Genomic DNA, 13,183 nt, shown 5'->3' with positions numbered 1-13,183 from the left:
GCGCACCACTTTACACCAAAATAAAAAAACCGTCATTTACATGACGGTTTTTTTTAAAAATTGTTTTATAACAGGCAATTAACCAACACGGTAATTCGGTGCTTCTTTAGTAATGGTCACATCGTGAACGTGTGATTCAGACATACCCGCAGACGTGATTTTCACGAATTTCGCATTTTGACGAAGATCTTCAATCACTGCAGAGCCTGTATAACCCATAGATGAACGTAAACCACCCATCATTTGATGCACGATGTTGCCCATTGGCCCTTTGTAAGGTACGCGGCCTTCAATACCTTCTGGAACCAACTTCTCAGCACCTGCTTTAGAGTCTTGGAAATAACGATCCGCAGAACCTGTTGCACCCGCCATTGCACCCAATGAACCCATTCCTCGGTAAGCTTTGTAATAACGACCTTGGAAGAATTCAACTTCGCCTGGTGCTTCTTCAGTACCAGCAAGTAAAGAACCCACCATAATCGTACTTGCACCTGCACCGATCGCTTTTGCCATATCACCTGAGAAGCGGATACCACCGTCTGCGATCAATGGAATTTGATCTTTCAGTGCGTTAGCAACAGAATCGATCGCCGAAATTTGTGGCATACCAATACCTGCAACAATACGAGTCGTACAGATTGAACCAGGACCGATACCTACTTTCACAGCATCTGCGCCTGCATCAAGTAAAGCCAATGCAGCATCGCCAGTCGCAATGTTACCGCCAATGACTTGAACTTGTGGGTAGTTGGCTTTAACCCAACGTACGCGCTCGATAACACCAGCAGAGTGACCATGTGCAGTATCGACTACAATCACGTCAACACCCGCATCAACCAATGCTTCAACACGGCTTGGAGTTTCTACACCTGTACCAACTGCAGCACCCACACGTAAACGACCTAAGTCATCTTTACAGCTATTTGGATAAAGCTCAGCTTTATTAAAATCTGTTACAGTGATTAAACCTTTTAGTTCGTTGTTTTCGCCAACAACAATCACTTTCTCAATGCGATTTTTTTGAAGAAGTGCCTGAATGTTTTCTTTCGATTCACCTTCGCGAACAGTGACCAAACGATCTTGACCAGTCATGATGTTGCTTACTGGCTGTTCAAGATTAGTTTCAAAGCGTGTATCACGACCTGTCACAATACCAACTACTTTGCCATCTTTCACCACTGGCACACCGCTGATATTGTTCGCTTGCGTAATTGCGATTAACTCACGCACAGTCGTTTCAGGGGTTACTGTAATTGGATCTTTCACCATGCCTGCTTCGAATTTTTTCACACGGCGTACTTCAGCAGCTTGCGCTGCAATATCCATATTTTTATGAAGGATACCAATACCGCCATTTTGTGCCATTGCAATTGCCATACGGGATTCAGTCACCGTATCCATTGCTGCAGACACAAGAGGGATATTCAAATTAATGCCGCGAGTTAAACGTGTCTTTAGAGAGACATCTTTTGGGAGAACAGTAGAGTAGGCAGGGAGTAATAGGACATCATCAAAAGTTAACGCGTCTTGAACGATGGTCAACATAACAGTCTCACTGGTAATTTCCGTGCGCCATTATATACAAATTTTAAGGTAAATTTCATTTCTTATTATCGACAATTTTATGAAATTTACCCATCACCCCTATTTTTATACAATTTACTATCCGAGAAAATCATAATAAGAGCATATAAAACAGAAGCATATTTTAAATCATTCAAATTAACTGACCTGATCGTAATCGTCATCATTCGACGATGGAACAATTTCAATATCAATTAATGGGATCAGATGATGGGCTTGTCGAGCTTTGGCACATTGCGCATCTCCGGCTTGGACCTCTCTACACGATGAACTGCGAAACGTATAAATCGAGCAAGAGACCTGCTTCCCTATTTCTCCTTCTAGAGCAACGCATCGCGGGTTAGTTTGATTCGTCCCCACCATACAAGCATATACAGGGTTAATATCCTCAACCATCTCGGTAGGGATGTTCATCGCTTCCGCACCATAAAATGAAACACGGAAATAGGCACAACAAGCACCACAACTTAAACACGCATCCTGTGCAGAAATCTGAGAGAGCATTTTTAAATCTCTTAAAAATAATTTTTTAGTGACGAAATCCTAAAAAAAATTAATTTCAAAAACAAGATTTATTTTTATTATATTTATTTACTAATCAATAACTTCCATTAAAAAAATGCACCATTATGAATCACTTTCATGGTGCATTATTTCAATACTATTTATAAATAAACTAAAACTTTTGAAGATTCAGATCTTTATGCGTATACAACCATTTATAACCAATAATGTTGCACTAAAGTGCCCACACCAATGACAAGGAAAATTATTGCGCCAATTTTGTGAATCAAGGAGATAGGTAATCGATTCGCCAATTTATCACCAATAAATACTGCCGGCGCATTAGCGATCATCATACCTAATGTCGTTCCAGCCATCACCCACCAGATACTGTCAAAACGTGCAGCAAGTGCCACTGTCGCAATCTGCGTTTTGTCGCCAATTTCAGCCAAGAAGAATAAAATAAATGTCGCTCCAAAAACGCCAAATTTTTGCCATTTTTGAATACTACCTGACTCATCCTCTAATTCATCAGGGACCAGCATCCAAGCAGCCATAGCAATAAATCCTATTGCTAGAATCCACATGAGGATCTCGGGACTTAAAATTGTTGTAACCCATTGTCCTAGAGCAGCGGAAACTCCATGATTGACAATTGTTGCTAACAAAATAGCAATTAAGATTGGAACGGGTTTACGAAAGCGTGCAGCAAGAAGTAAAGCTAACAATTGGGTTTTATCACCCATTTCAGCTAGTGCGACGATACCTGTAGACAGAAGGAATTCATACATGATGTCTTTCTCTGGCTAGCATAACAAATACCAATGACCCACCATCCCTGCTAGCCAAAAATCTGCAGAATGGTAAATCAAAGGTCTTGCCAACAAAAGAAAGCTCAAATAGAGCTCATTTGGTTCTTTGCTATGATGACCATGCTCGTTTTAGAGCAAATATGTTGACCATCACCTGTTCTATTGCAGAACAGCGGCTACTCCCCAATGAAGTTTATCCATTATAAGCCTGGCTTTTTGTTTTTACAAATAAAAACCCCACCGAAGTGAGGTTTTGATTCTGCAGACAAAATACGTTAAAAATATTTAGATGAGCAATGTACGAATATCTTTAAGCAGCTTCGTCAGTTTATTGGTAAAGCGAGCAGCATCAGCACCATTAATGACACGATGGTCATAAGACAATGACAATGGAAGCATTAAACGTGGATCAAAACCTTGTCCATTCCACACAGGTTGCATCGTTGCAGGTGAAATACCCAAGATTGCCACTTGCGGCCAGTTGACAAGCGGAGTGAATGCCGTACCACCAATTGCGCCTAGGCTTGAAATCGTGAAGTTGGCACCTTGCAGATCTTTCGGTGACAATTTCTTATCACGTGCTTTTTGACCCAACTCACCGAGTTCAACTGCGATTTGCTTAATTGATTTTTGATCTGGATTACGTAGCACAGGCACTGTTAAACCATCTGGTGTAGCAACAGCAATGCCCATATGGATTTCTTTACGCAGTAATACGGTTTTGCCATCATCAGACAAATGACCTGCAAACTCACGTTCTTCTTTTAGCAAATGCGCTACAGCCTTGATGATGAATGCCATAATGGTCAGGCTAATGCCTTCTTTCTTAAAGTTGCCTTTAAGCTCATTACGCCATGCTTCAAGCTCCGTAATATCTGCCGCATCGAATTGGGTCACTTGCGGGATATAATTGTTCAATGACAACTGTGGAATAGACACTTGCTGTAACCGTGTTAACGCTTTTTCTTCTACACCACCAAAGGCATCAAAACTTGGTAATTTAGGCAATCCTGCTGGTGCAGCAACTGTCGGTGCAGCAGTTACAGGTGCTGGTGCAGTTAAACGTGTTTTCACATACGCAAAGATGTCTTCTTTCATTAAGCGTGCATGTGGACCAGAAGCTTTGACTTCTGCCAACACAACACCAAGCTCACGCGCCAACTTACGTACCGCAGGACCAGCATATACTTTGGCGTTTGCTGCATTTTGCTCTTTGGTCAGTTTATCTGCTGAAGGGGCTGCTGTTTGTACAGTAGCAACCGCTGCTTGCGCAGGGGCAGCTTTTGGTGCTTCCGCTTTTGTAGTCACTGGTGCTGATACAGGGGCTTCTGTAACTGGGGTTGCTTGACCTTCAGTTTCAATCGTGACTAAAGCCACACCTTCAGACACATTTTGACCCAATTCAATATGAATTGCGGTAATCACACCTGTGGTGGTACTTGGTACTTCAACGGTCGCTTTATCTGATTCAACCACAATGATGCTTTGGTCTTTTTCAACCTTATCACCAACAGCCACTAAAATTTCAGCTACAGCAGCTTTGTCTACACCTAAGTCAGGGACAGCGATCTCAACTTTACCTGCTGGCGCTGAAGCAACTGTCTCTTTTGTTGATTCTGCAGGTGGTGCCTCTGCAGATGGAACAGTCGTCGGTGTAGTTTCTGCAGCAGCTTGCGCCGCGGTTGATGCTGAAGCTGCTGTTTTCACTTTCAGAATCACAACACCCTCTTTCACTGTATCACCGACTGAAATTTCAATCGATTCAACTGTACCCGCAACAGCACTTGGAACTTCAACTGTCGCTTTGTCAGACTCAACAACAATGATACTTTGATCGGCATCAATTTCGTCGCCAACCGCAACCAAGATCTCACCCACAGTGGCTTTTTCAACACCAATGTCTGGTACTTGAACATCAACAGTTTCAGATGCCGTTGCTGCTTTTGGTGCTTCCACTTGAGATTGGGCTACAGGTTCTGCTTGAGCTTGTGCTTTCAATTCTTCAACTTGTGCTGTAGGTGCTTCAGATGACGTTTGCCCCTCCGCTTCAAGCTCTACCAAAACCGCACCTTCAGCAACTTCGTCACCAAGGCTCACCAAAATACTTTTCACCACACCTGCTGAAGTGCTTGGCACTTCAACAGATGCTTTGTCAGACTCCAACAAAACAATGCTGTCATCGACACTAATCGTATCACCCACTTTGACCAAAATTTCAGCCACTGTAGCTTTATCTACACCAATATCAGGAGTCGTAATTTGCATGCTTAGTTCTCCTCTTTGTAGTCAGCTACAGCGTGAAGTTCAGGCGTTGTTTGAGGTGCCCAAGCGACTGGACGGTCAGTATCTAATTCAAAGCTAGAAATCGCATCTTTAACTAGACGCGCATCTACTTCACCCTCGTCAGCAAGTTTCTTCAGTGTCGCAACAACAATATGTGCAGCATCTACACCAAAGTAGCTACGAAGTTTTGCACGTGTATCTGAGCGACCATAACCGTCTGTACCTAATGCTACAAATGGACGGTTATCTGGAAGGTAAGCGCGAATTTGCTCACTGTAAGCACGCATATGATCTGTTGCAGAAACGACGATACCTTTCGTACCACGCAACTGCTTCGACACCCATGCTTCTTTTACATCTTCAGTAAGTGGATGTAAACGATTATATTCTTCGCACGCCATACCATCACGCGCAAGCTCATTAAAGCTTGTTACGCTGTAGACATTCGAATGAATTTGATATTCATCACGTAAGATTTGAGCCGCTTTAATCACTTCACGCAGAATTACACCTGAACCTAAAAGCTGAACTGTGGCTTTTTCATCTTCCTCAAGTAAATACATACCACGTTTAATGCCTTCTTCAGCACCTTGTGGCATCGCTGGATGCTCATAGTTCTCATTCATTACAGTTAAGTAATAGAACACACGCTCCTGATCCACATACATGCGTTTTAGACCGTCATGTACAATCACCGCAAGTTCATATCCGAAACATGGATCATAAGAAATACAATTTGGAATCGTATTCGCAAGAATATGTGAGTGACCATCTTGATGCTGTAGACCTTCACCATTCAGCGTAGTACGACCAGCAGTTGCACCCAATAAGAAACCTTGCGCCTGTGCATCACCTGCCGCCCATGCAATATCACCAATACGTTGGAAGCCAAACATTGAGTAATACATGTACATCGGGATCATAGGAAGGTTATTGGTTGAATAACTTGTTCCTAAAGCAGCCCAAGCACTCATCGCACCTGCTTCATTGATCCCCTCTTGAAGCATATGACCATCTTTCGCTTCACGGTAATGCATCAACTGCTCTTGATCTTCAGGGGTATATTTTTGACCGTGCGCGGCATAAATGCCCAATTGACGGAACATCCCTTCTAAACCGAAAGTACGCGCCTCATCTGGAACAATTGGTACCACACGGTCTTTAATTGCTTTTTCTTTCAGTAGTGCAGAGATTAAACGTACCATCACCATGGTCGTTGATTGTTGCTTACCATTAGAACCAGCTAACACTGCATCAAATACAGACAACTCAGGAATCGCTAAAGATTCGCTCTCTTTACGACGTGCTGGTAAGTAACCACCTAATGCCTCACGGCGAGCCTTCATATACTTAATTTCAGGCGAGTTTTCACTTGGGCGATAAAATGGAACTTCTTCAAGTTGCTCATCGGTAAATGGCAAGTTGAAACGGTTACGTACATATTTAAGCGATTCAAGTTGCATTTTCTTGATTTGATGCGTTTTATTGACCGCTTCAATTTCTTCAGATAAGCCGTAACCTTTAACAGTTTTCGCGAGAATAACCGTTGGCTGACCTGTAGATTTCATGGCTTCTGCATAAGCAGCATATACTTTGTAAGGATCGTGACCGCCACGATTTAAATTATCGATATCTTCATCACTTAAGTGTTTAACTAACTCTTCAGCTTCAGGATATTTACCAAAGAAGTGCGCACGTGTATAAGCACCACCTTTCACTTGATAACGCTGATAATCACCATCTACAGCTTCTTCCATAATGGCTTTAAGCGCACCAGATTCATCTTTAGCAAGTAGTGGATCCCAATGACGACCCCATACTACTTTAATCACGCGCCAACCTGCACCACGGAATAAAGACTCAAGTTCTTGGATGATCTTACCATTACCACGAACTGGACCATCTAAACGTTGCAAGTTACAGTTTACAACCCAAACCAAGTTGTCTAACTTTTCACGACCTGCCAACGAGATTGCACCAGTACTTTCTGGCTCATCCATCTCACCATCGCCAAGATAAGCCCAAACCTTACGATCTTCTTCTTTAATCAAACCGCGGTTCATCAAGTACTTTTGAATATGTGCTTGATAAATGGACATGATTGGACCCAGACCCATCGATACCGTTGGGAACTGCCAATAGTCTGGCATTAAGTATGGATGTGGGTACGAAGGCAAACCAATACCATCAACTTCACGACGGAAATTGTTTAGATGCTCTTCAGTTAAACGACCTTCCAAGAATGAACGCGCATAAATCCCTGGTGCACAGTGACCTTGATAATAAATCATGTCACCGCCGAAGTTATCACTGTTCGCACGGAAGAAATGGTTAAAGCCAACATCATATAAAGTTGCAGAAGATGCAAAGCTGGCTAAGTGACCACCAAGATCGTCGCCTGTTTTATTGGCGCGAAGCACCATTGCTAAAGCATTCCAACGAATCAAAGCACGAATTCGGCGCTCCATATCTGGATCGCCAGGCATTGCAGGTTGCTCTTCTACTGAAATCGTATTTAAGTAAGGAGTATTTAGACGCTGAATGGGAACATGTTTCGCAATCGCACGTTGATACAGTTTTTCAAGAAGAAAGGCTGCTCTTTCCGTCCCCATATGCTGTAAAACAGAGTCAAAAGCGTCCTGCCACTCTTGGGTTTCTTGTGCGTCGGTATCACCGTAATACGCCATATTACACCTATATTCATGCCTATTTGTATGCCCTATATTTAACATATTTTCGCGATACGCAGTTATGGCTATAAATGAATACGACATTAGACTAATATTTCGATAATAAATAGTACTTGACCATTTATTACACAAATTAACACTAAAACGCCAATTCTGCTGTTTTTTTATACAAAGCTTTATTTTAATCTTGAATTTAGTCAGGTGACCTGACTGCAAAAACGAAAATCGCCAAGACTATGCTTGGCGATTTATTCAAATGACTTAACAATGGATGTGTATTAATGAGGTTTGATAATTAATTAAGGCAACATCGCTAGGTAAGTTGAAGGGTTTTTACGCTGACCATCTTTGACCACTTCATAATGTAAGTGAGGACCAGTACAACGTCCAGTACAACCCACATTGGCAATATGCTCACCAGCAGTGACTTTATCACCTACTTTAGCAATCAAACGTGAAGCATGTGCATATCGTGTGATATACCCATTACCGTGGTTGATTTCAACATATTGACCATAACCTGTACCCCAACCTGATTTGGTCACTATACCTGGACCAGTTGCATAAATTGGAGTGCCTGTTGGTGCAGCAAGATCTAAGCCTGAATGGTTTTCAGCACGACCGCCCATTGTTCGGCCGCCATAATTTGAACTGACACGACCAGTTGGAAGCGGGTGTGTCACTAACCATGAATATGCATTATTTGAAGAGTAACGATTTGAACTTGTCGTTGTAGTTTTTTTAGCAGGGTATTTACTATTAAGCAGCGCATTATTTAATTCGATTGGATCCGCCTTCGCTCGAACTGTCACATCGACTTGTGCTGTCGCTGGAATGTCCATGTCATCAGGATGACTATAAGAACCTTGTGATAGTGTTCTTGTTAACTCTTCCAATCGATCAGGATTGGAGGCTTGTGTGGCATCTAATTGAACTAAATCTGCAAATGCAACCGAAGCTGCTGAAGCTGCTAAAGAAAACGCTAATAAAATACGTCGCGTATACATATAAACCTCATTAAACTGTTCTTACTCAAGTCTCTTGTGTGATCTCTTCCTTGATATCGAAAGAAACAAGCGTTTAAGATTAAGACAAAACAATGTAGGAACAATGTATGTCAGAACCAAAAAATATGTTTCAACAAACAAGACAACACATAAAAACAGGAAACTTATCGTTTCTCACAAAGCAAGTTGCTGACTGGCAGAGACTTACAAAATTAATTCAACCGCTATTGCCCAAAAATGAACAATGGCAAGTTGTCTGTTATCAATACGGTATTTTGACCATCACCGGTGAAAATCAAGCCATGATTAGTCAACTCGGTTACCTTCAAAAACAGTATATTTCTCAGTTATCACAAATCCCTGAACTCAAAGATTTACAAAAAATCCAAGTTCGTCTTCGAGCAAAAAAAGAAATTCCCCAAACACAAACTGAAAATTCCAAAACTTCTTTATGTCCGACAACGCAAGAAATGTTACTCAACGCTGCTAGTTTTGTGAACGATCCTAAGCTTAGCCAAGCTATGATACGTTTGGCAAGCAATAAAAAGTAACTGGACCATTTGATTTAAACGTCATTCACTATTTTAAAAGCGAATTAAGTCACACTTAACAATGTTACACTATAACATTTAACCTGAAGACAATGACTTAGATCACACTTACATATTGAATTGGACAAGACTTTTCGTCATCAAATGTTACAATTTCATAATTAGATGGATCACTCTGAACATTGCGAAGCAGTTGATTATTGAGTGCATGTCCAGATTTGTAACCATCAAACTTCGCAATAATTTGATGTCCGAGTAAATAAAGATCACCCACCGCATCTAATATTTTATGACGTACAAATTCATCAGCAAATCGTAAGCCTTCTTCGTTCACGACACCTGAATCATCAACACCAATTGCATTCTCTAAACTAGCACCCAAAGCTAAATTATTCGCCTTAAGATAATCCAAATCTTTCATAAAGCCGAAAGTACGTGCCTCACTGACTTCATAAACAAATGTTTCCGTTGAGAAATCAATACTGGCAGACTGATATTCTTTGGCAAAGGCTGGGTGATCGAAATCAATTGTAAAATTAAGTTGAAAACCATCATGCGGATTAAAAATAGCGCGCTTATCGTCAATTAATGCTTCTACAGGCTTTAATATTTTTATAAATTTTTTAGGCGCTTCTAGCTCCATCAACTCACCTTGCATGAGTAAATAGATAAATGGACCGGCGCTTCCATCCATAATTGGAACTTCTGAAGCTGATACTTCAATAATCAGATTATCAATACCAAGACCTGCAATCGCACTCATAATATGTTCGATAGTCCCAACTTTGGCATTTTCTTGTACCAAATTCGAACACATAAATGCTTCTTGAATCAGCATCGCATTAGCAGGAATATCTACAGGCGGATTTAAATCAATACGACGAAAAACAATACCCCCATCAGCTACATGTGGTACAAAGTTAATCATTACTTTTTGCCCACTGTGTAATCCGATACCACTCGCTTTCACGACTCGTTTCAGGGTGCGTTGTTTCAACATGTTTCTTCAATATTCATCTAAAATCTAGTATACGTTAGCACATTTAGCCATTGATAAAAATCAAAAAGGTGGCATAAGCGCCACCTTTTCTGTTTGATCATCGTAAACACATTATGTTACATGTTATTTACGCTGTTGATTTTTAAGATAATCTTGAATGCTCATTGGTGCAGATCGAGGCGCCGCAGAAGGCTCAGAGGCTACACTCTCTTGATTCTGACGTTTACTGATTGCTGGAACATCATCTTCATCCAAAGCAGCAGCTTGTCCACCAACTGATGGGTTTACACTCACTGGCGCACGGCGCTTCACTTCCGTTTCATTCGCATTACGAGTTAAACCTGTCGCAATCACAGTAACACGGATTTCATCACGCGCATCTGGATCAAATACTGTACCAAAGAAGACTTCACCTTCATCCAGATCAACAATTTGATTGACAACATCTGTGATAATTTCAGTTTCACGCAAGGTAACATCATTACCGCCAGTGATATTAATTAAAACACCCTTCGCGTTCATAATATTTACGTTGTCAAGCAACGGACTGCGAATCGCAAGACGCGCTGCATCTTCAGCACGATCTGGACCGCTACTCTTACCTTCACCCATCATCGCATAACCGCGTGTGCTCATCGCTGTTTTTAAATCGGCGAAGTCAAGGTTGATATGACCAGGACGCACAACTAAATCAAAGATACTTCGTACCGCGTTAAGCAAGACATCATCCGCTTTGCGATAAGCATCTTGCATCGAGATATCACCATAAACGCTAAGTAGGCGTTGGTTTGGAATGATAATCAATGAGTCAACATGCTTTTCAAGTTCTTCGATCCCTTTTTCAGCAGAACGTTGACGACGACGACCCTCGAAGTTAAATGGAGTGGTGACAACACCAACCGTCAAAATACCCATTTCTTGTGCTATTTCAGCCACGACTGGTGCTGCACCAGTACCAGTACCACCACCCATGCCGGCAGTAACAAATACCATATCTGCACCTTCCAGATGCTGACGGATTAATTCGCGACTTTCTTCTGCTGCAATCTGACCGACATCAGGATTTGCTCCTGCACCTAGTCCACGCGTACTTTGTTGGCCCAATTGGATTTTGAATGGCGCATTCATACGATCCAAAGCTTGTTTATCTGTATTTGCACAAACAAATTTCACGCCTTTGATATCAGATTGCACCATGTGTTGTACGGCATTACCACCACCGCCACCAACACCAAACACAGTAAAACGGGCTTGACCGTTATTATCGGTTTGTTCATCTTCTAAAAATTCAAATGAAGCCATGACCTTAACTTTTCCTAATAAATTTGGCAGTCACTTAAGCCCGTATACTGCCTTGATCTTCAATAATAAAAATTTGTTTTTAGGATGCGTTGCAATCACATTCTTGTCAAGCACATGAAGTTGCTCTTACAAGTTGCAAACAATACTCCCTTAAAAACTAAACTTAAAAAATACCTTTCAATTTGTTATTAAACGCATTCCAACCATTCGCTATGCGCTCTAATAATGGACGCTTATTCACTTCTTCAGGTTGCTCAACCGATTCTTGTAAATCGCTTTGACTAAATAACAGCAGTCCTGTTGCGGTAGAATACATTGAACGTCTTAATGCAGGTAAATGTTGATCATCCGCATATACTTGTAGCGGAGGGTTGCCTAAATGAGCAGAAACACCCAACATACGACGTGATAATGTGATCATACCCTCAATCTGACATGCATCACCACTTAAAACTACACCGTGATATAAACTTTGTAGCGCACCACGTTGTTGTAACTCATCACGCACCATAGAAAGAATTTCTTCGTAACGTGCAATAATAATCTCTGATAGCTCAATCCGACTGATCGCTTGAGGACCATCGATCGCTTCAAACTCGATCATATGTTCAGGTTTGACTTGCTGTAAATCAACGCAACCATAAAGCAATTTAAGTCGTTCAGCTTCTTCGGTCGTCGTTTGCAATACTGCAGCGATATCACGCGTTACATTTTCACCACCACGTTGAATGGTGTGTGCTAGCACTAAATGACCTTCAATATAAACTGCAATATTGGTTGTACCAGCCCCAATATCCAATAAGCATACACCATACTCTTTTTCATCTTTTAGCAATGCACCTTCAGCCGTTGCTAAACATGAAATCACCATCTTTTCGACAAAAATATTGGCGCCTTTCATTGCACGATCTAAATTTTGCATGGTGCTGATTGGTAGCATCATGAGTTGATAATGCGCCGTCATGCTATTTGCTGAAAGGTTAATTGGATTATGCACCCACTCAGGTGAATCATCCAACTCAAAACCCAATGGCACTGCACTTGCAAGATAATGATCAGAAGTTAAATGACTGGCTTTTGCCATTTCTAAAGCTTTAACCACTTCTGAAGTCGTAATGGTGCGTTCTGGATTAGAAATCGGTGTCCGGCCTGTCGCATAAGCACTTTGCAGTTCTGTACTCGGGATCGATACCCATGCTGAATGCACACGACACTCCGCCATATCTTCTGCTTCTTGTACCGCATTCTTAATCGCAGAGATCACTTTTTCAAGGCTAACAATTTTTCCTTTGTTCATGCCTTTATTTCGCGCAGTCGCCATACCGATGACCTGGATATTATCCGGCGCATGTACTTTACCAATTAGAACTGAAACTTTATGTGTCCCAATGTCTATCGCAACAACTGAGGGAACAGCCTCATTCATGATTCACTACCATTTTCTTCATTG

Annotated in this window: 10 protein-coding genes and 1 riboswitch; of the genes, 1 reads left to right on the top strand and 9 read right to left on the bottom strand. The window is 41.5% G+C overall.

Annotated elements, in window-relative coordinates; genetic code table 11:
* Window positions 1–78 precede the first annotated feature (78 nt).
* From guaB to AC1M9A_RS04510, 6 genes are all read right to left on the bottom strand, one after another.
* On the bottom strand, window positions 79–1,545 hold the full coding sequence (guaB, locus tag AC1M9A_RS04535) for an IMP dehydrogenase (RefSeq protein WP_035265814.1): 1,467 nt from the start codon (window positions 1,543–1,545) through the stop codon (window positions 79–81).
* A gap of 177 nt (window positions 1,546–1,722) precedes the next feature.
* Complete coding sequence (locus AC1M9A_RS04530; RefSeq protein ID WP_481609734.1) at window positions 1,723–2,088, bottom strand: YkgJ family cysteine cluster protein; 366 nt, start codon at window positions 2,086–2,088, stop codon at window positions 1,723–1,725.
* A 215-nt stretch (window positions 2,089–2,303) separates the two neighbouring features.
* Window positions 2,304–2,879, bottom strand: a complete 576-nt coding sequence (locus tag AC1M9A_RS04525) for a TMEM165/GDT1 family protein (RefSeq protein ID WP_481594504.1) — start codon at window positions 2,877–2,879, stop codon at window positions 2,304–2,306.
* Window positions 2,880–2,954: 75 nt separating this feature from the next.
* Window positions 2,955–3,097: riboswitch (yybP-ykoY riboswitch) on the bottom strand.
* Window positions 3,098–3,185: 88 nt separating this feature from the next.
* Window positions 3,186–5,165: a 2-oxo acid dehydrogenase subunit E2 gene (locus AC1M9A_RS04520; protein ID WP_481609733.1), complete on the bottom strand. Its 1,980-nt coding sequence runs from the start codon at window positions 5,163–5,165 to the stop codon at window positions 3,186–3,188.
* 2 nt (window positions 5,166–5,167) lie between these two features.
* The gene (aceE, locus tag AC1M9A_RS04515; RefSeq protein ID WP_092766512.1) at window positions 5,168–7,870 is read right to left on the bottom strand and encodes a pyruvate dehydrogenase (acetyl-transferring), homodimeric type; all 2,703 of its coding nucleotides are present in this window, start codon (window positions 7,868–7,870) and stop codon (window positions 5,168–5,170) included.
* 302 nt (window positions 7,871–8,172) lie between these two features.
* Window positions 8,173–8,880: a M23 family metallopeptidase gene (locus tag AC1M9A_RS04510; protein WP_481591846.1), complete on the bottom strand. Its 708-nt coding sequence runs from the start codon at window positions 8,878–8,880 to the stop codon at window positions 8,173–8,175.
* Window positions 8,881–8,987: 107 nt separating this feature from the next.
* On the opposite strand from AC1M9A_RS04510, the gene AC1M9A_RS04505 reads away from it, so the two are divergent.
* Complete coding sequence (locus AC1M9A_RS04505) at window positions 8,988–9,431, top strand: DciA family protein (RefSeq protein WP_035265826.1); 444 nt, start codon at window positions 8,988–8,990, stop codon at window positions 9,429–9,431.
* 97 nt (window positions 9,432–9,528) lie between these two features.
* Here the strand turns inward: AC1M9A_RS04505 and lpxC are convergent, their stop codons facing one another.
* From lpxC to ftsA, 3 genes are all read right to left on the bottom strand, one after another.
* The gene (gene lpxC, locus AC1M9A_RS04500) at window positions 9,529–10,431 is read right to left on the bottom strand and encodes a UDP-3-O-acyl-N-acetylglucosamine deacetylase (protein ID WP_481607208.1); all 903 of its coding nucleotides are present in this window, start codon (window positions 10,429–10,431) and stop codon (window positions 9,529–9,531) included.
* 123 nt (window positions 10,432–10,554) lie between these two features.
* Window positions 10,555–11,733 carry a cell division protein FtsZ gene (gene ftsZ, locus AC1M9A_RS04495; RefSeq protein ID WP_481609732.1) on the bottom strand — a complete coding sequence of 393 codons (1,179 nt, stop codon included), beginning with the start codon at window positions 11,731–11,733 and terminating at the stop codon, window positions 10,555–10,557.
* Between the two features lie 163 nt (window positions 11,734–11,896).
* On the bottom strand, window positions 11,897–13,159 hold the full coding sequence (ftsA, locus tag AC1M9A_RS04490) for a cell division protein FtsA (protein ID WP_035265831.1): 1,263 nt from the start codon (window positions 13,157–13,159) through the stop codon (window positions 11,897–11,899).
* Between the last annotated feature and the right edge of the window lie 24 nt (window positions 13,160–13,183).

The sequence above is a fragment of the Acinetobacter sp. ANC_7634 genome, from assembly GCF_056779875.1.
Note: the sequence above shows the minus strand (reverse complement) of the source record. Positions and strands in the feature narration are given on the sequence as shown.

Coding starts and splice junctions, on each gene's coding strand:
- lpxC (WP_481607208.1), bottom strand. CDS start 10,431: ATGTTGAAACAACGCACCCTGAAACGAGTCGTGAAAGCGAGTGGTATC.
- ftsA (WP_035265831.1), bottom strand. CDS start 13,159: ATGAATGAGGCTGTTCCCTCAGTTGTTGCGATAGACATTGGGACACAT.
- AC1M9A_RS04530 (WP_481609734.1), bottom strand. CDS start 2,088: ATGCTCTCTCAGATTTCTGCACAGGATGCGTGTTTAAGTTGTGGTGCT.
- AC1M9A_RS04520 (WP_481609733.1), bottom strand. CDS start 5,165: ATGCAAATTACGACTCCTGATATTGGTGTAGATAAAGCTACAGTGGCT.
- ftsZ (WP_481609732.1), bottom strand. CDS start 11,733: ATGGCTTCATTTGAATTTTTAGAAGATGAACAAACCGATAATAACGGT.
- AC1M9A_RS04510 (WP_481591846.1), bottom strand. CDS start 8,880: ATGTATACGCGACGTATTTTATTAGCGTTTTCTTTAGCAGCTTCAGCA.
- AC1M9A_RS04505 (WP_035265826.1), top strand. CDS start 8,988: ATGTCAGAACCAAAAAATATGTTTCAACAAACAAGACAACACATAAAA.
- AC1M9A_RS04525 (WP_481594504.1), bottom strand. CDS start 2,879: ATGTATGAATTCCTTCTGTCTACAGGTATCGTCGCACTAGCTGAAATG.
- aceE (WP_092766512.1), bottom strand. CDS start 7,870: ATGGCGTATTACGGTGATACCGACGCACAAGAAACCCAAGAGTGGCAG.
- guaB (WP_035265814.1), bottom strand. CDS start 1,545: ATGTTGACCATCGTTCAAGACGCGTTAACTTTTGATGATGTCCTATTA.